Origin of the sequence: Sphingopyxis sp. MWB1, assembly GCF_000763945.1 — a bacterium.
Classification (GTDB): Bacteria; Pseudomonadota; Alphaproteobacteria; order Sphingomonadales; family Sphingomonadaceae; genus Sphingopyxis.
This window is the reverse complement of the sequence record NZ_JQFJ01000002.1, coordinates 1,883,848-1,902,813: the sequence shown is the minus strand read 5'-3', so window position 1 is coordinate 1,902,813 and position 18,966 is coordinate 1,883,848. Positions and strand designations below refer to the sequence as shown.

The window sequence follows — 18,966 nt, the reverse complement described above, 5'->3', positions numbered from 1 at the left end:
AGTGATGTCGCGACAAGCAGAAGGCTTGCTCCCTGCCGCGCATTGCGTTTGTCAGGGAACGATATTCACCAAGCGGTCGGGAACCACAATCACCTTCTTGGGTGCGTTGCCGCCCAGCAGTTCACTGATGCGCGGACGCGCCAGCGCGGCGGCTTCGATCGCGCCCTTGTCCAGCCCTTTCGCCAGCGTCATCGTATCGCGCAGCTTGCCGCCGATCTGAATGGCGATGGTCACCTCGTCATCGACGAGCAGCGCGGGGTCCGCTTCCGGCCAAGGCGCATCGGCGACGAGTGCGGTCGAGCGCTGCGCTTCGGGAAGGGCTGCCCAAGCCTCCTCGGCCAAGTGCGGCATCATCGGGGCGACCAGCCGGATCAAGGTGGCGCAGGCTTCGGCGCGGGTCGCCGAGGGCTTGGCCTTTTCAATATCATTGGCGAGCGCATGAATTTTCGCCACCGCCTTGTTGAAGGCGAGCGTGTCAATTTCCGCTGCCACCCCGGCAATTGCCTGATGCAGCTTGCGCGCGAGCGCCTTGTCTTCGCCGCCGTCGCCGCGATTTTCGGTTTCGCCGAACAGACGCCACAGCCGCTGGACGAAGCGCCATGCGCCCTCGATCCCCGCCTCGCTCCACGCCAGATCGCGCTCGGGCGGGCTGTCGGACAGCATGAACCAGCGCGCGGCGTCGGCACCATATTGGTCGAGGATGGCGTCGGGATCGACGACATTCTTCTTCGACTTTGACATTTTGATCACGCGGCCGACATCGACCGGCGCGCCATCGGCGATCAGCGTCGCGCCATCGGCGCTGCGGTTCACCTCATCGGGAGTGAAATAAAGCGGCGGCAGGCCTTCGCCCTGCGCGCGGCTGTAGGTTTCATGCGTCACCATCCCCTGGGTGAACAGGCTGGCGAAAGGCTCTTCAATATCGACCATCCCCAGCTTTTTGAGCGCGCGCGTCCAGAAGCGCGCGTAGAGGAGATGGAGGATCGCATGTTCGATGCCGCCAATATATTGGTCGACGGGCAGCCAGCGGCGAATCTCTTCAGGGTCGAAGGGCTTGTCGGCAGGCGCCGAGGCAAAGCGCAGAAAATACCAGCTGGAATCGACGAAAGTGTCGAGCGTGTCGGTTTCGCGCCGCGCATCGCCGCCGCACGACGGGCATTGGGCATGCTTCCACGTCGGATGCCGGTCGAGCGGATTGCCGGGGACCGAGAAGTCGACATCTTCGGGCAGGGTGACGGGAAGCTGATCCTTGGGAACCGGCACGGTGCCGCACGCATCGCAATGGATGAAGGGGATGGGGGTTCCCCAATAGCGCTGGCGCGAAACACCCCAGTCGCGCAAGCGCCAGACGGTGGTGCCCTTGCCCCAACCTTCATGTTCGGCACGGGCGATGACGGCGGCTTTCGCCTCGTCGATGCTCATGCCATCGAGGAAATGGCTGTTCACCACCCGGCCGGGACCGGTATAGGCTTCATCGCCCTTGAAACGCTGGTGCGTCTCTTCCCCGTCGGCGATGACGCGGTGGACGGGCAATTCATATTTGCGAGCAAAATCAAGGTCGCGCTGGTCATGCGCCGGACAGCCGAAGATGGCGCCGGTGCCATAATCCATCAGCACATAATTGACGACCCAGACGGGCAGATGCCAATCGAGATCAAGCGGATGCTCGACCGACAGCCCGGTGTCGAAGCCCAGCTTCTCGCCCGTTTCAAGCTGTTCAGCCGAGGTGCCCTGACGGCGGCATTCCTCGATGAACGCGGCAAGGCGCGGCGAATCCTTCGCCATTTTCTCGGCGAGCGGATGGTCGGGCGAAATGGCTGCAAAGCTGGCGCCATAGAGGGTGTCGGGACGCGTGGTGAAAACGTCGAAGCCCGGCTTTCCGCCGACGAGCTTGAACGAAAATTCCAGCCCCTGCGATTTTCCGATCCAGTTTTCCTGCATCAGCCGCACCTTGTCGGGCCACTGGTCGAGGCGCCCCAACCCGTCGAGCAACTCGTCGGCAAAGTCGGTGATTTTTAGGAACCACTGCGACAGTTTCTTCTTTTCGACGAGCGCGCCCGAGCGCCAGCCGCGTCCGTCGATTACCTGTTCATTGGCGAGCACGGTCATGTCGACCGGGTCCCAATTGACGTAGCTTTCCTTGCGATAGACGAGGCCTGCGGCATGAAGGTCTAGGAACAGCGCCTGTTCCTGCCCATAATAATCGGCATCGCAGGTGGCGAGTTCGCGGTCCCAGTCGATCGCGAGGCCGAGGCGCTTCAACTGCGCGCGCATCGCGGCGATATTGTCGCGGGTCCAGCCGCCCGGGTGGACGCCCTTTTCCATCGCGGCATTTTCCGCCGGCATGCCAAAGGCGTCCCAGCCCATGGGGTGGAGCACATCATGCCCCGTCATGCGCTTGAAGCGCGCGAGAACATCGCCCATCGCATAATTGCGCACATGCCCCATATGGATGCGCCCCGAGGGATAGGGGAACATTTCCAAAATATAGGCTTTGGGCCGATCGCCGCCGGTTGGCGTCGCAAAAGAATTCGCTTTTTCCCACGCCGCCTGCCAGCGGGCGTCAGCAGCCAGAGCGCCAAAGCGCGTTTCGCGGGTCATATGCAGTTTCCCGTATTATTCCGAGTAAAGAATGGGCGGGAAGCGGCCCGCCCGCCATTCAGCCCTTGAAGGCGCTGCGGCGCAGGTCGCGCGCGCGGGTGAGGACGATTTCTTCCAGTTTTTGCACCGTGGCGGCCTGAACCGGGGCGTCGACCCAGGCGCCGCCCTGCGCCACCTGGCGTGACGCGGCGACGCGCAGCGCATCGGCGCGCAGGTCGCGGTCGAGGATCGAAACGGTGACTTTCATCCGCTCATTGGGATTGCTGGGGTTGGCGTACCAGTCGGTGATGATCACCCCGCCCGCCGAATCGGCCTGCAGCAAGGGCATGAAGGACAGCGCATCGAGCGAGGCGCGCCACAAATAGCTGTTTACGCCAATGCTCGTAACCTGCGATGCGGCAAGGTCGGCGCGTGGTCGTTCCTGTCCGCCGCATGCCGCGAGGCTTAAGGCGGTGAGGCCGGTGAGCGCGAGCTGGACCGGGCGACGGCGGATCGACGCGATGACGGGAAACTGGGACATGCCGAAACACCTTTGACTGGGCGCGCCACCGCATTTATCCGGCGCGCGCATCGTGGATTTGCTGCGTCTCTATCGCCCTTGTGGGCATCGGGCAAGCGCGCCCATCATTGGCAAGGGGCCGTTCACATAGGAGTCATATAAACGCCCTAGCGCGCGTCCAAGCCAAGGCGACTGTGGACTTGGCGCAACAATTTGGGCGAAAAAGGGGCTTGAAGGCTATAATTCTGTCCGGAATGACTGGATTGATTAACTCTTCATGCCTATCTGGGACTCGGTTGGGGTTGGAGTAATGAGTGAAATGGCGCGGAAATCGCGACATTATGGAAAGATGGGATTGGCTGCGGCGGCTGCCTTGGCGGTTGCCTTGCCGCCTGCGCTCGCGTCGATGAGCCGCGCTGAACGCATTCGCGATACCCAGCTTTCCGAAACCTTGCTCAGCCAGTTCACCCCGGCTTCGGGCGACCCGCGTCTGATCGCCCGCTACAAGCGCATGTCAGCGGAAGCGCGCGAAAGTTTCAGCTTCACGCCGGCTGTGACGGATCAAGAGCGGAAGAATCGCGCAATTACCGTCGTGATTCGCGCGCGTGAAGATGCAGCCCGGTCAACCGGCCTCGCTGCTGTGCGGGCCAAGCCCTCGGTGGCCATCGCTCCCATCGCTTATGATCTGGGCGCCTCGGTGGGCTTTGAGAAATTTGTGACGCCCTCGATTCCGCGCGGCATGGACATCAAGAATCTGCCGGTAGCCAAGGCGCCCGACCAGGAAGAAAAGAAATCGCGCTTTGCCACGCGCATGATCAGCCGGCCAAGCGAGCCCGCAGGTGCGACTGATCGCGTGACCTCGCCCGGCAATGACCAGGCGGTTGACGTCGTCAGCAGCTATCGCCTGACGAAGAATCTCGATGTCACGGCAGGCGTGCGCTATCGCAGCGATGCGCCGGTCGAGCCGTTGACCGACACAAGGCGCGACAGCCAGGCGGTCTATGTCGGGACAGCCTTCCGCTTCTGATAGGCGGCGCGCTGCGCATATTTTTCCTTCGCCATAACGGACCAGGCGTCGATGGCCGCCCAGCCCGGGCTAGTGCCTTGGCTTGCGGCTTGGCGCATCAGCCTATGCGCCCGCGCCGCCGTCATGCCGCCGAGTGCGATGGGCTGGCCGCCAGCCAGCCGGGCAAGGCGCAGCCACCCTGCGGTGCTCAAAGGGGCGATGCCGGGGTGCGAGCGTGTGGGATAAAGGGGCGAGATAAAAAGGACATCGGCCTGCGCGCGCGCGGCGCGGCGGGCCTCGGCCTGATCATGTACCGGCATCGCGATCTTTAACCCCAGTCGCCGGGCCTGGACCGCTTGTCCGGCATCATGTTGGCGCAGATAAACGCCGTCGGCCCCCCAGCGCGCGGCCTGATGCGCGGTTCCAGCGAGCCAGAGCGTCAGGCGCCGCAGCCGCGCACAGGCGGCCAGCCGGCGGAAAAGCCGCCAGCGGGCGCGAGGTGGCAAGGCATCGTGACGCACCAAAATGGCGCTTCCCGGCGGCACAAAGGCAAGCAGCCGCTCGACCCCGGGGTCCAAGCGCGGATCGCTGATCAGCCAGCGGCGCGGCGGGGCATGGCGGCTGGCGGGCGGCAGGGGGTGGCGTCGGACCATTGCCCTTTCTATAGGCGCGCGGGGCGGGCGTGCAACGCGCGCGCGATAGACGACATATGGATGAAGCGATGAGCGAAGCAGCAGAACGTCTGGACATGGTAAGGATGCGGGTCGAAGAAGCCGCGCACCGCGCCGGGCGCAAGGCGGCGGAGCTGTGCCTGATCGCGGTATCGAAAACCCATGACGCCGATGCAATTCGTCCACTCATCGCGGCGGGCCAGCGCCATTTTGGCGAGAATCGCGTACAAGAGGCAGCAGAGAAATGGCCCGGTCTGCGTACCCAAACCCCTGGCCTGACCCTGCATTTGATCGGGCAGTTGCAATCGAACAAGGCTGAGGATGCGGTGCAGCTTTTCGATGCGATTCACGCGGTCGACCGCCCCTCGCTCGTCACCGCGCTCGCCAAGGCCTGTGCGAAGCTGGGCAAATGGCCGCAGTTTTTTGTGCAGGTGAATATCGGCGATGAGGAGCAAAAGGGCGGCTGTGCAGTCGCCGATCTGCCCGCCTTGCTCAAGATGGCGGGCGAAGCGGGGCTGAAGATCGAAGGGCTGATGGCCATTCCCCCCGTCGGAGTGGATGCGGCTCCCTATTTTGCGCTGCTTGATGAACTGGCCGAACGCCATGGCCTGCCCCTGCGCTCGATGGGGATGAGCGGCGATTATGAAAAAGCTGTGGTGCTGGGGGCGACTCATATCCGCGTCGGTACCGCGCTTTTCGGGACGCGAAACTGATTATTCGGGACGCAGGGCATCTATGGCGCGGCTTTCCGCATTTCGTTAAGCATGATGAAATGCCCATGCGCCTAATCGCGGGCGACAAGAAACGGAGACCGAGATGAGCGCAGCCCCGAAGAATGGCGACCTTGATCCCATGGCTTACCATGTCCTGCGCGAAGGCGGGACAGAGCGGGCCTTCACGGGCCGTTACACCGATCATAAGGGCAATGGCCTTTATCGCTGTGCCGGGTGCGGCGCGCCGCTGTTCGACAGCCATGCCAAATATGACAGCGGATCGGGCTGGCCGAGCTATACCGCGCCCGCCGCCGATGACGTGGTGTTGGAACATGTCGACATGAGCCATGGCATGGTCCGGACCGAGGTGCGCTGCGCGGCATGCGAAGGGCATTTGGGGCATGTGTTCCCCGACGGGCCGGGGCCGACGGGGCTTCGTTATTGCATCAATAGTGCGGCGCTTGACTTCGAAGAGCGCGCACCGGATGACACAGGAAAGCCCGAGGGATGATCGCGGGCTGAAGCTTGGCCTTTTTCCGGGCATAAGCGCGCCGTAACAATCATATTTGCGCCGGAAATGGCGGCGACGATCGACAGGAGACACCGGAGCCTTGGGCAAGAAAAGCAGCAGCCGACCTTCGCCTCTGCGGCTGTGGTTCGGTCGTTTCGTCCGCTGGGGTTTAACGCTTGCCCTCGTCGGCGCCATCGCGCTGGGCGTGGCGATCGGCATCGCAGTTCAGCGTATGCCGAGCTTTGAGGAGCTCAAGAAATCCCCGGCGGGCCAGACGATCCGCGTGCGCGCTGCGGACGGCACGGTTTTCCTGTCGCTCGGCCCCAATTACGGCCGCTGGCTGACGCTGCGCGAAACGCCGGAGGTGATGCAGGATGCGATGGTCGCGGTTGAGGATCGTCGCTTTCGCTATCATCCCGGGGTCGATCCCGTTGGCATGACGCGCGCCGCCATTTTCGCGGTCGAACATTATGGCAGCGGGCGGCGGATGCAGGGCGCCTCGACGATCACCCAGCAGCTGGCGCGCAATGTCTTTCTGTCGAACAGCTATACCTGGTCGCGCAAGCTGCGCGAGATGGTGCTGGCGCTGGCGCTCGAATGGAAATTCTCGAAGGATGAGATCCTCGAGCTTTATCTGAACAAAGTCTATTTTGGCGGCGGCAGCTATGGCATCGACGCCGCCTCGCGGCGCTTCTTTGGCCATAGCGCCACCCAGATGTCGCTGTCCGAAGCCGCGGTGGTGGCGGGACTGGTCAAGGCGCCGTCGCGCTATTCACCGACCGCCGATGCCGAAGCGGCGCTGGGTCGCGCGAGCGTCGTTCTCAATGTCATGGTCGATGCCGGTGTTATCAGCCGGGCGCAGGCTGACGCGGCCAAGCCCGCCGAGGTCGAGCTGGCACAGGAAACGGGGCAGAATAGCGCCCGCTATTTCACCGATTGGGCCTTGCCCCAGCTCGACATGCTGATCGACGAAGGCAATGCGCCGATCGACGTCTATACAACGATCGACCTTGGCATGCAGCGCGCCGCGACTGCCGCCTTGCAGGCGAATACGCCGGGCGGAGTGCAGGGCGCGCTGGTGTCGCTCGACCGCGACGGCGCGGTGCGCGCGCTGGTCGGGGGGCTCGATTATGTGACCTCCAACTACAATCGCGCGACACAGGCGGTGCGCCAGCCGGGATCGGCGTGGAAAGTGTTCGTCTATATGGCCGCGCTTGAGGCGGGCTACCGCGTCGACGATCAGGTAGTTGATGAACCGGTGACGATCAACGGGTGGAGCCCCCGCAACTATTCGCGCCGCTATTCCGGGCCGATGAGCCTTCGAACCGCTTTTGCTTATTCGGTGAACACCGTAGCGGCAAAGCTGGGGGACGAGGTCGGTTTTTCAGCCGTCGCCAATATGGCGCGGCGCTTTGGCATAACGACGCCGATCAACACCCATCCTTCGATGGTGCTCGGCACGGCGGAAACCCGCGTCATCGATATGACGACGGCCTTTGCAGCCATCAATCGCAAAGGGGCTTCGGTCCAGCCCTATGGCATTACCAAGGTGACGACCGCGGATGGCGAGCTTTTGTATCAGCGCCCGGCTGAGCCGGGGCAGGTGCTGGTGGACCCGTGGGTTGCGGCCGGAATTACCGACCTGATGCAAACGGCGGTCAACACCGGCACCGCGCGCGCGGCACAGATCGGGCGTCCAGTCGCGGGCAAGACGGGAACGACATCCAGCAACAAGGACGGTTGGTTCCTCGGCTTTTCCAGCGGCCTTACGACCGGCGTCTGGATGGGACGCGATGATGCAAAGCCGGTGGGCGGCCTGCAAGGCGGGCGTGCGCCGGCCAAGGCGTTTGCCGATTATATGCGCGTCGCGGTGGCCCGGCGTCCGGTCGAGGATTTCGATACCGAAGTCGTTCTTCCCGAATGGCAGCTTGAGGAAGAGGGCGAAGCCTATTTCGGCGAGCCTGAGGCCGATGGGCTGGTGGATGAAAATGGCATGCCGATCGAATTGCCGGTCGAGGAGCCTTATCCCGGAGAACCGCCGCCGCCGGTGAATGGTCCCGTGCTCAACCAGCAATGGATAGAGGAACAGACGGGGCGGCGTTCACCCCCGCCGCCGCGCCCCGCCGCGCCGCCCAAGGCCGCCCCGCCGCAGGGCGCGCCGCCGCCGCAGGCCACTGGACCTGCTCGACCTGCTGCCATGGGCGCTGGCGAATAGCGTAGCTGGCGCGGCGCTTGAAAGCCTAGTCGTCAAAGCGATAGCGATGCAGGCTTCGTCCCTCGCGGCGCAGCCACTGCCGCGCGGCATCGACGTCGCCATCATGAAGCGCGGCGACCAGTGCGTGGAAATCCGCGCCATGGTCCATATGGCGCAAATGGGCGACTTCATGCGCGACGGTCGCCCGGCGAACATGGTGCGGGGCCATGATCAGCCGCCAGCTATAGCGCAGGTCGCCCGATGCGGTGCAACTGCCCCATCGGCTGCGCGGGTCGCCGACGCCGACGCGGCCGACGTGCAGCCCGGCGCGCGCGGCGATGGTGCGGCTTTCCTCGTCCATCAGCGTGCGCGCTTCTTGTTTCAGCCAGCGTTCAAGGCGGCGCCCCACGGTTTCGGCCGGGCCGCCGACATACAGCGCGTCGGCCTCCAGCCGGACCGCGCGCGGGACGGCGGCGTCCCAGATGATGGTCCGCGCCGTTCCGAACAGTGGTAGCTGGGTGCCCGGCTCCACGCGGATCGGGGCAGCGGATTTGGCCAATTGGTCGGCAATCCAGCCTTGTTGCTCGCGCGCCCAGTTCAGCGCGCCGGCGCGGCTCGCGCGGCGCGGCAGGGTCAGGCGGAGTTCGCCGCGCGCATTGTCGAACACCAGGCGATAGCGACGCGCGCGCGCATGCGGAACCAGCCGCACAGGCAGGCTGATGTCACCGACCCGGATGCTGTCGCGCGCGTCCGGATCAACGACAGCTTTAAACAATGCGCTCGACAAGATGTTCTTCCAAAGGCCCGGCATCATCCTCGCTCACCGTCCATCCAGCGATGGACTCGCCCGCGCGGTGCACCGCATCGCGGTCGCCGCAGACCAGATAATGCCAATCGGGCAGCGGCAGCCCCTCGGCGCGCAGGCGATAGGCACAGCTTTGGGGAAGCCAGGCGATATCGTCCACCGTGGCTTTTGTAAGGGTCAGGCAGTCGGGCACATGGCGGCGGCGATTGGGATAATCGCGGCACCGCGCGGTTTCGAGGTCGAGCATCCGGCAGGCGGCATTGGTGGGATAAATGCGCCCCGTGTCGGCATCCTCCAGCTTGTGGAGACAGCATTTGCCGCATCCGTCACACAGGGCCTCCCACTGCCCCGCATCGAGACTGGCCAGCGGAGCCTCCCAAAAGGGGGTGGCGCCGGGGGCCTCATCCGTTCCTATTTTACCCATTTCGCCAGTTCGGCCGCCACCAGTTCCGGGCGCCCTTCATCCGCATCGGTGGTTGGATCATCAAGCGGCAGCAGCGCGAGCGGCTTGCCGTCCGGGTCCATCAGAAAAGCGAGTTGGCTGTGCGCCATCAAATAGCGGTCGGGCGCCGACCCGTCGACCTTGTGATAAGTGACTACATAGGCCTTGGCGGCCGCCGCCACCTGGGCAGGCGTTCCGGTGAGGCCCAGCAGGCGCGGGTGATAGCGTTCGACAAAGGGTTTGAGCGCTTCGGGCGTGTCGCGCGCGGGGTCGATGCTGATGAAAATCGGCTGAACCCTGGCGCCGCGTTCCGCATCAGCCTTTTCAAACTGGGCGAGGCCGCGCATCAGCTTTTGCAAATCGACCGGACAGATGTCGGGGCAAAAGCTGTAACCAAAATAGACGAGCCGGTAATTTCCGGCGAAATCCGCGTCGGTGACGGTGCGGCCATTTTGATCGACCAGGGTGAAGGGGCCGCCAATGCGTGCGCCCTCAAGCGGCGGACGCGCATCCTTTGCCTCGCCCCCCGGCCCACCGCAAGCGGCCAGCAGCGCGGCGGCGGCGAGGATCAGGCTTGAACGCAGGCGCTTTTGGCCCATAATTGCGGTCGTCATCATGCGGCAAGCCATGGTCGGCCTGCCGCCGAAAATCAACCTTTGTCGTTGCATCAACGGCGCATTATCTGGGGACCACCCGCTTATGTTCGCTCGCGCGGAACGCTGCCTTGCCACCGCCCTGCTCGCCGTCGCCCTTCTGGCGCTGGCCGGCTTTTCATCACCCGCATCGGCGCAGTTCCGGGGCGGTTATGCCTTTTTGATGGCAGTCGAAAGCCGCGATGGTACCAAGGCGAGCGACGCACTGAAGGAAGATCCGGCGCTGATCAATACCCGCCATCCTGATAACGGTGAAACTGCGTTGACCATAGTGACGAAGCGCCGGGACGCGACCTGGCTTCGTTTTCTGCTCGGCAAGGGAGCGGATCCGTCAATCGCCGACCGCCAAGGCGTGACCCCGCTGATGCATACCGCGCTTTTGAACTTTACCGAGGGCGCGGATGAATTGTTGAAGCGCGAGGCCCCTGTGGATCAGACGAACCGGCGCGGTGAAACGGCGCTGATCCTCGCAGTGCAGGCGCGTAACCCGGCCATGGTGCGGTTGCTCATGCGGCACGGCGCCAACCCCGACAAAGCTGATCATATCGCGGGCATGTCGGCACGCGACTATGCGAAACGCGATGACCGGACAGGCAGCTTGCTCCCCTTGCTCGATGCCAAGGCCGACGCGGGAACGGACCGGCAATATGGGCCGGTATTCGGGCCGAAATAACATAGGGCATGCAGCGCGTGTGCGGTTCAATGTGATGAATGGTTTGACAGTCACATTATAATGTGAGACACGCCGATCATGTCTATTGCATTGATCGACCGTATCCGCGCCATTGTCCAAGACGGCACCATGTCGCGGTCGGGGCTGGCACGGGCCGCGGGGCTTCACGCCAACAGCTTGCGCGAACTGGATTCGCCCGGCTGGAATCCTACCGCCGAAACGCTCCGCAAGCTGGAAGACTGGCTAGCGAATGGCAGTGACCTGTCGCCCATCGCGACTCCCGAAGAAATTATCGCCGAGGCGCGTAACGGGCGCATGTTCATTCTGGTCGATGATGAAGATCGGGAAAATGAGGGCGATCTGGTCATTCCGGCGCAAATGGCCACGCCTGATGCCATCAATTTCATGGTCACCCATGGCCGCGGCCTTGTCTGCCTGACCTTGACGCGCCAGCGCGTGGAGATGCTGGGCCTCGAATTGATGAGCCGCCAAAATGGCACAAGGCACGAAACCGCCTTCACCACCTCTATCGAGGCGCGCGAAGGCGTGACCACGGGCATTTCCGCCGCCGACCGCGCGCGCACCATTTCGGTTGCTATCGATGCGTCCAAGGGGCGCGAGGATATCGTCACCCCCGGCCACGTCTTTCCCTTGATCGCCCGCGACGGCGGAGTGCTCGTCCGCGCCGGCCATACCGAGGCTTCGGTCGATATTTCGCGTCTCGCGGGACTGAATCCCTCGGGCGTAATCTGCGAAATCATGAATGACGATGGGTCGATGGCACGGCTCGACGACCTCATCCCCTTCGCGCGGCGCCACGGGCTCAAGATCGGGACGATCGCCGATCTCATCGCCTATCGCAGCCGCAGCGACCGGCTGGTTGAATGCGTCGCGGATGAACCGTTCGAATCCGACTATGGCGGCGAATGGCGGCTGAAATCCTATCGCAACAAAATTGACGGTAGCGTCAATATGGTGCTGCAAAAGGGAACGGTGGACCCCGCAGGCGTGACCTTGGTACGCATGCACCCCGTGTCCTTGTTCGACGATATTATGGGCCGTCCGGGGCCGAAAAAACGCCGTCTGCAACGTTCCATGGATGCTATTGGCGAAGCGGGGGCGGGGATCATCGTCATGCTTATGCGCCCGCTTCCAGGCTCGGCTGCGGCCGATAGTGCGCCGCCGCCTGCGGGCGGCATGGATTTTCGTACCTATGGCATTGGCGCGCAAATCCTCGCCGATCTTGGCGTGCATGCGATGGAGTTGCTGACGCCTTCGCACAATAATCTCGTCGGCCTCGAAGGCTATGGCCTCTCGGTCGTCGGCGAACGCCCCATTCCCGGAGAGAGCGAATAATGGCCCATGTTCTGATCGTCGAAGCGCGTTTCTACAGTCAGCTTAACGACATGCTGCTGGACGGCGTGCGCAGCGCGCTGGAGGCCGAAGGGCATAGCCATGAAACGGTGACCGTGCCCGGCGCGCTCGAAGTGCCTGCGGCGATTTCGCTTGCCGCCGACAGCGGACGTTTCGACGCCTATGTCGCGCTGGGCGTCGTTATTCGCGGCGAAACCTATCATTTTGAAGTGGTGTCGAACGAAAGCGCGCGCGGCATCATGGCGCTGACGCTGGACGGGCTGGCCATCGGCAATGGCATTTTGACCGTTGAGAATGAGGAGCAGGCGCTTGCACGCGCCGACAAGACGCGCAAGGACAAGGGCGGCGAAGCGGCGCGCGCCGCGCTCGCCATGCTGGCGCTGAAGGAGCAATTCGGTATTGGTTGATCGCGCGCCTCTCAGCCGCCTTCTAATTGTCGAGCGTGACGGGCGGCTGATGGTGGTCGACCGGATTACGGGTGCGACACCCCCGACGGCGGCCGAACGCATGGCTGAGCATGATCGGCGTATGGGCGTCGACGCCATCCGGCCAGAACTGCCTGCGCCGAACAGTAAAGCCGACATCATCCCTGCGACGCCGCCGCGCCTGGTGGGCCTCCCCGGCAAAAAGACATTGGAGCCTCTCGCTCCCGTCAAGGCGCGCGCTGGCGGAGATGCGGCGGCGGCAAAGCCGTGGGCCCATGTCGCGTCCACCGCCCCATCAACGCATATGCGCCCGGCCAATCCGTCGATGGCGTCGTCGACCTATGGCTCAAAAACGTTGGTTACGAACAAATGGTGGGATGCAAAGGGACCGCGCACGATAACGCTTACCCGGGGGGTGCAGGCTGAACTGACGAGCGGCGTTGTGGCGGTGATCCTGGCAATGATCGTCGCGGCTGCTGTCGCGCTGTGGGTTTCCCCGGCGCTTTTCTTCGCCGCCGCCTTTTTGCTGCTGCGTTTCGGGGGCCATGTCGTGGGACCGCTCGGGGCGGCGATCATCGACAAGGCAGAAGCCAAGGGAAAAGATCGTCGCCGCTGAACCGGACGGAACAGCGGCGACGTTCGGGGGTCAGGCCGGCTGAAGCGCGGGATAGTCGATATATCCCTCCGGCCCCGGCGAATACCATGTCTTGTAATTGTCGGCAGCCCAGGCCGCGCCGGTGCGAATGCGCTCGACCAGATCGGGATTGGCGATGAAGGGGCGGCCAAAGCTGATGGCATCGGCCAAGCCGCCCGCCAGTGCGGCCTCCGCCTTCGCAAGGTCATAATCGCTGTTGAGGATCAGTGGCCCGTTAAAGGCTTCGCGAATCGCGGGTGATTGCTTGGGCACATCGGTCCGGCCAAAAGTGCCGTCCGGGCCGGGTTCGCGCAGTTCCAGAAAGCCGATGCCCAGCCCGTCCAGCGCGGCGGCGGCGGCGGGGAACAGCGTTTCGGGCGCGCTGTCGTCGACGCCCTGCGTCTCACCATTGGGCGATAGGCGCACTGACACGCGATCCGCGCCCCACACGCTGATCAGCGCTTCGGTTACTTCGCGCAGCAGGCGGATGCGATTTTCAATCGACCCGCCATAGTCATCGTCACGCAAATTGCTGTTGTCGCGCAGAAACTGGTCGATCAGATAGCCATTGGCGCCATGCAGCTGCACCCCGTCGAATCCCGCGCGCTTGGCATTTTCAGCCGCCTTCACATAATCAGCAATGACGCGGGGAATTTCATTCAGTTCCAGCGCGCGCGCGCGTTCCAGCGGCATGCGCCCCTGCGGTGTGTGCGCACGGTCTTCATACAAGGTGGCGGAGGCGGATACGGCGGGCTTCCCATCGTTGAACACCGGATGGACGAGCCGCCCCATATGCCAAAGCTGTGCGACAATGCGTCCGCCGGCTTGATGCACGGCTTCGGTCACCGGCTTCCACCCTTCGACCTGTGCGTCGGTCCACAGGCCCGGGGCATTGGGCCAGCCCAGCCCTTCCTGCGAAATTCCCGTCGCCTCCGAAATGATCAGTCCCGCCGATGCGCGCTGGCGATAATATTCGACGGCGAGATCGGTGGGGACAAATCCCGGTCCGGCGCGTCCGCGCGTCAGCGGCGCCATGATGATGCGGTTCGGGGCGTCGATCGCTCCCAATTTGATCGGGTCGAAGGGGGAAATGCTCATATATGCCTTGCCTTTCACTTTTTGCAGGCGACGCCCCGTCGGCGCATCGCTATGGGCCCAAGCTATGCCATCCTCCCTGCCGGACAAGGGTTCAGTTGTAAAAGAAAATCTAAATGACTGCCAAGGACATCCCCCTTTCCCCCGCTGTTGACCCGTCTTCTGGCGGGGGACGTTGGGCCTTCGCGGCTTTGCTGGGCGGCAATGTCGCCTTGTCGCTGGGGGCGATGTTTGTGCGCCTGTCTGATACGGGGCCGACCGCGACGGCCTTTTGGCGCATGCTGATCGCTTTGCCTTTTCTGGCATTGTTCGCCTGGCGTGAAACGGGCGGGCGGCTGCCGTCGCGCCACGCCATTCTCATTGCCATGGGGGCCGGGGTGTTTTTCGCGCTCGATCTTTTATCCTGGCATTTGGGCATCATGCGCACAAAAGTCGCGAATGCCACGCTATTCGCCAATTGCGCCAGCCTGCTGCTCGTCCTGTGGGGCATCATGTTCAGCCGCACCCTGCCGCGCGGGTGGCAAGCGGTGGCGATATTGCTCGCCTTTGCGGGCGCAGCGCTTTTGATGGGGCAAAGCTATGAAATGTCGCCCGCCTATCTGGCCGGCGACTTGCTCAGCCTGCTCGCCGGGATACTCTATACCGGCTATGTGCTGATGATGCAGCGCGCGCGCGGCGCCCTACAGCCATGGAGCGCGCTCAGCTTTTCCTCGGCCATGTGTGTGCCGATCCTGCTCAGCACCGCCTTGCTGTTCGGCGAAAAAATTCTCCCGACCGACTGGACTCCCATCCTGCTGCTGGCGCTGACCAGCCAGGTGATCGGGCAGGGGCTGCTCATCTGGTCGCTTCCGCGCTTCCCCTCCCTGGTAATCGGGCTGACGCTGTTGACCCAGCCCGCGGTCGCCGCGCTCAGCGGCTGGCTGATTTTCGACGAGGGTATCAGCCTGGTCGATGTGGCGGGGGGATTGATGGTCGGCGCCGCGCTTGTGCTCATTCGGTTGCCGAGTCGCCGCGCAGCGCCTATCTGACTTCTATGGCTTCGATCCTTCCCGCTGACCCGACGCTCGATGAAATCCGCGTCGCCCTGGCGCCGCTGATTCCATCCGCGGCTGCTTTTGATGGCTTTGGGGAGGCCGCGCTGGCCGATGCCGCGCGCCGCGCCGGGATTGATCCCGATGTTGCGCGGCTCGCCTTTCCCGGCGGTGGGCGCGATATGATCGACGCCTGGTTTGCCGATATTGATGCCCGCATGGCCGACCGCTGGCCTGCCGACCGGCTCGCCACGCTCAAGATTCGCGAACGTATCACGACGCTGGTGGAAACCCGGCTCGCGCTTCTGGCGGCTGATCGCGAAGCGCTACGCCGCGCGCTCGCCTTGCTTGCTCTTCCGGTCAATGCCCCTTTTGCCGCGCGGCTCGGCTGGCGCGCCGCCGACGTCATGTGGCGGCTCGCAGGCGATACCGCGACCGATTATAATCATTATAGCAAGCGCGCGATTCTGGGTTCGGTCTATGCCGCGACGCTCGCTGTTTTTCTTAATGATGAAAGCGATGAGCACACGGAAACCCGCGCCTTTCTGGCGCGGCGTATCGACGGGGTGATGCGTTTTGAAAGCTGGAAGCATCGCCGCGCCGCACGCCAGGGGGAACGGCCCAGCCTTGCCCGCTTCATCGGACGGCTGCGCTATCCGGGACGCTGACCGGCGATTATTCCATATTGGGGCTGGTGCGTGGCGACTGTTATTGATAATCGCTCGCAAATGAATGACAGTCTCGATTCCGCCGCATTGGGCCTCCCCGTCCGCATTTCGCACATCGCCTGGGACCATTTGTCGCCCGGCGAAGGGCGGCGGCTGCGTGAATTCGGTCTGATGGAGGGGGTGGAGGTCACACCGCTTCATCGCGGCAGTCTGTTCTCGCGCGATCCGCTGGCGCTCGCCGTGGGTCGGATGAAAGTGGTGATCCGCGCCGCACAGGCCGCGAAAATTGAGGTTGAAGCCGCGGTGGCCGCGGCATGACCGCCGCCATGCCCACCATCGCGCTGGTCGGTAATCCCAATGCGGGCAAGTCGAGCCTGTTCAACGCGCTGACCGGCGCGCGACAGAAAATCGCCAATTATCCGGGCGTCACCGTTGAACGAAAGGCGGGGCATGCCAGCTTTGCCGACGGGCGGCCGCTGTCGCTGATCGATCTTCCGGGCAGCTATAGCCTCACGCCTTCCAGCCCCGATGAACAGGTGACGCGCGACGTCATTCTTGGCAAACAGGCGGGGGAAGCGCTTCCCGACGCGCTGATTGTTGTCGTCGATGCCGCCAATCTCGACAATCATCTCTGTTTCGCGCTCGAACTGATCGCGCTTGGTCGGCCCACGGTCGTGGCGCTCAACATGCTCGACCTGGCGACGCGCGACGGGCTGACGCTCGATGTCGAAGCGCTTTCGCGTGAACTCGGGGTTCCGGTGGTGCCGACCGTGGCCGTGCGGCGGCGCGGTCTCGTCGATCTGCTTTCGGCCGTCGACGGCGCCCTTCTCTCGCATGGCGAAAGCGGCGCGGAACGCGGCGGCGTAGCGGCCCAGGAAGGTGATATTCATCGCCGCGCCCGCGTTATCGCTCGCGCCGCCACGGTGGCGGAAAGGCCAGTGCGCCGTTGGACGCAGCGGGTCGATGCGATTGCGCTTCACCCCGTCGCGGGCTTTTTGATTCTGCTCGCGCTGATGTTCATCATGTTCCAGGCGGTCTATGCTTGGTCGGAGGCGCCGATTGGCTGGATCGAGGGCGCGATTGCCACGATGCAGGAAATGGTCATCGGCGCCATGCCCGACAGTTTCCTGCGCGGGCTGATCGTCGAGGGAATTTTGGGCGGCGTCGGCTCGGTCATCGTCTTTCTGCCGCAGATTCTGATCCTCTTCCTCTTCATCCTGCTTTTGGAAGCATCGGGCTATATGACCCGCGCGGCCTTTTTGATGGACGGGATCATGGCACGGGTCGGCCTGTCGGGGCGCGGTTTCATCCCGCTTTTGTCAAGCTTTGCCTGCGCGGTGCCAGGGATCATGGCGACGCGCGCTATTCCTGATGCAAAGGACCGGCTGACCACCATTTTGATCGCGCCGCTGATGACCTGTTCGGCGCGCCTGCCTGTCTATACGCTGATCATCGGCGCCTTCATTCCCAATCGCAATGTCGGCAACTCGCCCGTGGGGTTGCAGGGGCTCGTCCTCTTTGGCCTCTATGTGTCGGGGATCGTCGGCGCGCTGGTCGTCGCCCTTGTCCTGCGGCGTACGCTGGCAAAGGGCAGCAGCGCCAGTTTCATGATGGAAATGCCGCGCTATCAATGGCCGCGGCTGCGCGATGTGCTTATCTCGCTTTGGCAGCGCGCCTGGATTTTCCTCCGCCGCGCCGGCACGATCATTTTCGTGACCACCATCGCGCTGTGGCTGCTGCTTTCCTATCCCAAGCTTCCTGATGGCAGCAGCGAAAGCCAGGTCGATTACAGCGTTGCCGGGCGTATCGCCAGCGGGCTGGAAGTGGTCGTCCGCCCCATCGGTTTCAACCACGATATTGCCCTCGCCCTCATCCCCGCCATGGCGGCGCGCGAAGTCGCCGTCTCGGCGATGGCGACCGCCAATGCCATCGACGCGGGCGATGACGAAGAAGCGCTGGCCCAAACGCTCGGCGAGCGGCTGCAGGGGCGCTGGAGCCTCGCGACCGCGCTCGCTTTTCTCGCCTGGTTCGTGTTCGCGCCGCAATGTATTTCGACCATCGCGATCACGCGGCGAGAGACCAATGGGTGGAAATGGCCGCTGTTCATGGTTGGCTATTTGTTCGCGCTGGCCTATGCCGCTGCTGGTATCACTTATTGGACGGCCGTCGCCTTCGGGCTAGGCTGACCCTTTCTATCAAGCGCGGAACGGAGCGACGATGGCTGGCAGCGTCAACAAGGTAATTTTGATCGGCAATCTGGGGGCTGACCCCGAAATCAAGTCGTTTCAAAATGGCGGACGGATCGCGAATATCCGTATCGCCACTTCCGAAAGCTGGAAGGACCGGATGACCGGCGAGCGTAAGGAGCGCACCGAATGGCATAATGTCGTCATCAATGGTGACGGCCTGGTCGGCGTCGTCGAACGCTATCTGAAAAAAGGCAGCAAAGTCTATGTCGAGGGCAGTCTGCGGACCCGCAAATGGCAGGACCGCGACGGCAATGATCGCTACACCACCGAAGTGGTCATCGCGGGCGTGGGCGGATCGCTGACGATGCTCGACGGGGCACCGGGCGGCGGTGGCGCGCGCGCTGGCGGCGGCGACAGTTGGGGCGGCGGTTCCTCCGGCGGCGACAGCTGGGGTGGCGGCTCTGCGGGCGGCGGCGGATCGTCGGGCGGCGGCTGGAACCAGGGCGGTGGCAGCAGCGGCGGCGGCGGCGGACGCCCGCCCTTTGACGATGATCTGGATGACGATGTGCCTTTCTGAGGCGCAACTTTTCCAGCACAGATTTATAGCATAGGCGGCGTCCTCAGGGCGTCGCTTTCGTGCGTCGGCAGCCCTCCCGTCATGGGCTTCTCGGGGGTTTCAGCCCCTGTGGCATCGCGCCTTTTTTGGGCTTCTCCTCGGCCGCCGCCGCTCACCATCGCTCCGCTGGGGCCGCCGCTCGCCCGTCTTGTTAACGGAAAATCAG

The 18,966-nt window shown here is 63.7% G+C and carries 20 protein-coding genes; 13 read left to right on the top strand and 7 right to left on the bottom strand.

The features are described 5' to 3' along the window. Window positions 1-51: 51 nt before the first annotated feature. Window positions 52-2,601 carry a leucine--tRNA ligase gene (leuS, locus tag JV18_RS0109495; RefSeq protein ID WP_033074299.1) on the bottom strand — a complete coding sequence of 850 codons (2,550 nt, stop codon included), beginning with the start codon at window positions 2,599-2,601 and terminating at the stop codon, window positions 52-54. A gap of 58 nt (window positions 2,602-2,659) precedes the next feature. Further along, window positions 2,660-3,121 (bottom strand): DUF3576 domain-containing protein, encoded by a 462-nt coding sequence (locus JV18_RS0109490; protein ID WP_033074298.1) that lies wholly within the window; start codon window positions 3,119-3,121, stop codon window positions 2,660-2,662. A 328-nt stretch (window positions 3,122-3,449) separates the two neighbouring features. Between JV18_RS0109490 and JV18_RS0109485 the strand changes: the two genes are divergently transcribed. Further along, window positions 3,450-4,127, top strand: coding sequence for a hypothetical protein (locus tag JV18_RS0109485; protein WP_033075197.1), 678 nt, complete (start codon window positions 3,450-3,452; stop codon window positions 4,125-4,127). On the opposite strand, the gene JV18_RS0109480 is transcribed toward JV18_RS0109485, so the two are convergent. Further along, on the bottom strand, window positions 4,100-4,759 hold the full coding sequence (locus JV18_RS0109480) for a thiamine phosphate synthase (RefSeq protein ID WP_033074297.1): 660 nt from the start codon (window positions 4,757-4,759) through the stop codon (window positions 4,100-4,102). The two genes, JV18_RS0109485 and JV18_RS0109480, sit on opposite strands and share 28 nt — an antisense overlap. Window positions 4,760-4,827: 68 nt before the next feature. Between JV18_RS0109480 and JV18_RS0109475 the strand changes: the two genes are divergently transcribed. From JV18_RS0109475 to JV18_RS0109465, 3 genes are all read left to right on the top strand, one after another. Next, complete coding sequence (locus tag JV18_RS0109475; protein WP_033075196.1) at window positions 4,828-5,490, top strand: YggS family pyridoxal phosphate-dependent enzyme; 663 nt, start codon at window positions 4,828-4,830, stop codon at window positions 5,488-5,490. A gap of 103 nt (window positions 5,491-5,593) precedes the next feature. Next, on the top strand, window positions 5,594-6,001 hold the full coding sequence (gene msrB / locus JV18_RS0109470; RefSeq protein WP_033074296.1) for a peptide-methionine (R)-S-oxide reductase MsrB: 408 nt from the start codon (window positions 5,594-5,596) through the stop codon (window positions 5,999-6,001). Window positions 6,002-6,101: 100 nt separating this feature from the next. Beyond that, on the top strand, window positions 6,102-8,216 hold the full coding sequence (locus tag JV18_RS0109465; protein WP_144243915.1) for a transglycosylase domain-containing protein: 2,115 nt from the start codon (window positions 6,102-6,104) through the stop codon (window positions 8,214-8,216). 25 nt (window positions 8,217-8,241) lie between these two features. On the opposite strand, the gene JV18_RS0109460 is transcribed toward JV18_RS0109465, so the two are convergent. The 3 genes from JV18_RS0109460 to JV18_RS0109450 are packed head-to-tail and all read right to left on the bottom strand — an operon-like array spanning window position 8,242 to window position 10,059. Continuing rightward, complete coding sequence (locus JV18_RS0109460) at window positions 8,242-8,970, bottom strand: M48 family metallopeptidase (RefSeq protein WP_235303081.1); 729 nt, start codon at window positions 8,968-8,970, stop codon at window positions 8,242-8,244. Next, complete coding sequence (locus JV18_RS0109455) at window positions 8,963-9,424, bottom strand: YcgN family cysteine cluster protein (protein ID WP_052071866.1); 462 nt, start codon at window positions 9,422-9,424, stop codon at window positions 8,963-8,965. Before JV18_RS0109455 ends, JV18_RS0109460 begins: the two co-directional genes overlap by 8 nt. Continuing rightward, entirely contained in the window at window positions 9,412-10,059 is a 648-nt protein-coding gene (locus tag JV18_RS0109450) for an SCO family protein (protein ID WP_200879091.1), read from the bottom strand. The genes JV18_RS0109455 and JV18_RS0109450 overlap by 13 nt, the downstream gene beginning before the upstream one ends. Before the next feature lie 10 nt (window positions 10,060-10,069). Between JV18_RS0109450 and JV18_RS0109445 the strand changes: the two genes are divergently transcribed. The 4 genes from JV18_RS0109445 (at window position 10,070) to JV18_RS0109430 (ending at window position 13,183) form a co-directional block, all read left to right on the top strand. After that, window positions 10,070-10,768, top strand: a complete 699-nt coding sequence (locus JV18_RS0109445; RefSeq protein ID WP_235303073.1) for an ankyrin repeat domain-containing protein — start codon at window positions 10,070-10,072, stop codon at window positions 10,766-10,768. A 78-nt stretch (window positions 10,769-10,846) separates the two neighbouring features. Further along, window positions 10,847-12,124: a 3,4-dihydroxy-2-butanone-4-phosphate synthase gene (gene ribB / locus JV18_RS0109440; protein WP_033074294.1), complete on the top strand. Its 1,278-nt coding sequence runs from the start codon at window positions 10,847-10,849 to the stop codon at window positions 12,122-12,124. Beyond that, entirely contained in the window at window positions 12,124-12,549 is a 426-nt protein-coding gene (ribH, locus tag JV18_RS0109435) for a 6,7-dimethyl-8-ribityllumazine synthase (RefSeq protein ID WP_033074293.1), read from the top strand. The genes ribB and ribH overlap by 1 nt, the downstream gene beginning before the upstream one ends. Further along, complete coding sequence (locus JV18_RS0109430) at window positions 12,542-13,183, top strand: hypothetical protein (protein ID WP_033074292.1); 642 nt, start codon at window positions 12,542-12,544, stop codon at window positions 13,181-13,183. Before ribH ends, JV18_RS0109430 begins: the two co-directional genes overlap by 8 nt. Before the next feature lie 30 nt (window positions 13,184-13,213). Here the strand turns inward: JV18_RS0109430 and JV18_RS0109425 are convergent, their stop codons facing one another. Continuing rightward, the gene (locus JV18_RS0109425; protein ID WP_033075191.1) at window positions 13,214-14,299 is read right to left on the bottom strand and encodes an alkene reductase; all 1,086 of its coding nucleotides are present in this window, start codon (window positions 14,297-14,299) and stop codon (window positions 13,214-13,216) included. Between the two features lie 113 nt (window positions 14,300-14,412). Between JV18_RS0109425 and JV18_RS0109420 the strand changes: the two genes are divergently transcribed. Genes JV18_RS0109420 through ssb form a run of 5 tightly spaced genes read left to right on the top strand, consistent with a single transcriptional unit; the run spans window position 14,413 to window position 18,761 of the window. Further along, the gene (locus tag JV18_RS0109420) at window positions 14,413-15,324 is read left to right on the top strand and encodes a DMT family transporter (protein ID WP_033074291.1); all 912 of its coding nucleotides are present in this window, start codon (window positions 14,413-14,415) and stop codon (window positions 15,322-15,324) included. A 5-nt stretch (window positions 15,325-15,329) separates the two neighbouring features. Beyond that, window positions 15,330-15,995 carry a COQ9 family protein gene (locus tag JV18_RS0109415; protein ID WP_033074290.1) on the top strand — a complete coding sequence of 222 codons (666 nt, stop codon included), beginning with the start codon at window positions 15,330-15,332 and terminating at the stop codon, window positions 15,993-15,995. A gap of 60 nt (window positions 15,996-16,055) precedes the next feature. Next, window positions 16,056-16,313: a FeoA family protein gene (locus JV18_RS0109410; RefSeq protein WP_052071865.1), complete on the top strand. Its 258-nt coding sequence runs from the start codon at window positions 16,056-16,058 to the stop codon at window positions 16,311-16,313. Next, entirely contained in the window at window positions 16,310-18,181 is a 1,872-nt protein-coding gene (gene feoB / locus JV18_RS0109405; RefSeq protein ID WP_033074289.1) for a ferrous iron transporter B, read from the top strand. Before JV18_RS0109410 ends, feoB begins: the two co-directional genes overlap by 4 nt. 31 nt (window positions 18,182-18,212) lie before the next feature. Then, on the top strand, window positions 18,213-18,761 hold the full coding sequence (gene ssb / locus JV18_RS0109400; protein WP_033074288.1) for a single-stranded DNA-binding protein: 549 nt from the start codon (window positions 18,213-18,215) through the stop codon (window positions 18,759-18,761). Window positions 18,762-18,966 lie beyond the last annotated feature (205 nt).

Excerpts from the sequence above, each read along its gene's own strand:
- JV18_RS0109455 (WP_052071866.1), bottom strand. The coding sequence starts at position 9,424 with ATGGGTAAAATAGGAACGGATGAGGCCCCCGGCGCCACCCCCTTTTGG.
- JV18_RS0109415 (WP_033074290.1), top strand. The coding sequence starts at position 15,330 with ATGGCTTCGATCCTTCCCGCTGACCCGACGCTCGATGAAATCCGCGTC.
- JV18_RS0109475 (WP_033075196.1), top strand. The coding sequence starts at position 4,828 with ATGAGCGAAGCAGCAGAACGTCTGGACATGGTAAGGATGCGGGTCGAA.
- ribH (WP_033074293.1), top strand. The coding sequence starts at position 12,124 with ATGGCCCATGTTCTGATCGTCGAAGCGCGTTTCTACAGTCAGCTTAAC.
- JV18_RS0109445 (WP_235303073.1), top strand. The coding sequence starts at position 10,070 with ATGGTCGGCCTGCCGCCGAAAATCAACCTTTGTCGTTGCATCAACGGC.
- JV18_RS0109450 (WP_200879091.1), bottom strand. The coding sequence starts at position 10,059 with ATGATGACGACCGCAATTATGGGCCAAAAGCGCCTGCGTTCAAGCCTG.
- leuS (WP_033074299.1), bottom strand. The coding sequence starts at position 2,601 with ATGACCCGCGAAACGCGCTTTGGCGCTCTGGCTGCTGACGCCCGCTGG.
- feoB (WP_033074289.1), top strand. The coding sequence starts at position 16,310 with ATGACCGCCGCCATGCCCACCATCGCGCTGGTCGGTAATCCCAATGCG.
- msrB (WP_033074296.1), top strand. The coding sequence starts at position 5,594 with ATGAGCGCAGCCCCGAAGAATGGCGACCTTGATCCCATGGCTTACCAT.
- JV18_RS0109490 (WP_033074298.1), bottom strand. The coding sequence starts at position 3,121 with ATGTCCCAGTTTCCCGTCATCGCGTCGATCCGCCGTCGCCCGGTCCAG.
- ssb (WP_033074288.1), top strand. The coding sequence starts at position 18,213 with ATGGCTGGCAGCGTCAACAAGGTAATTTTGATCGGCAATCTGGGGGCT.
- ribB (WP_033074294.1), top strand. The coding sequence starts at position 10,847 with ATGTCTATTGCATTGATCGACCGTATCCGCGCCATTGTCCAAGACGGC.
- JV18_RS0109425 (WP_033075191.1), bottom strand. The coding sequence starts at position 14,299 with ATGAGCATTTCCCCCTTCGACCCGATCAAATTGGGAGCGATCGACGCC.
- JV18_RS0109480 (WP_033074297.1), bottom strand. The coding sequence starts at position 4,759 with ATGGTCCGACGCCACCCCCTGCCGCCCGCCAGCCGCCATGCCCCGCCG.
- JV18_RS0109410 (WP_052071865.1), top strand. The coding sequence starts at position 16,056 with ATGAATGACAGTCTCGATTCCGCCGCATTGGGCCTCCCCGTCCGCATT.
- JV18_RS0109485 (WP_033075197.1), top strand. The coding sequence starts at position 3,450 with ATGGGATTGGCTGCGGCGGCTGCCTTGGCGGTTGCCTTGCCGCCTGCG.
- JV18_RS0109420 (WP_033074291.1), top strand. The coding sequence starts at position 14,413 with ATGACTGCCAAGGACATCCCCCTTTCCCCCGCTGTTGACCCGTCTTCT.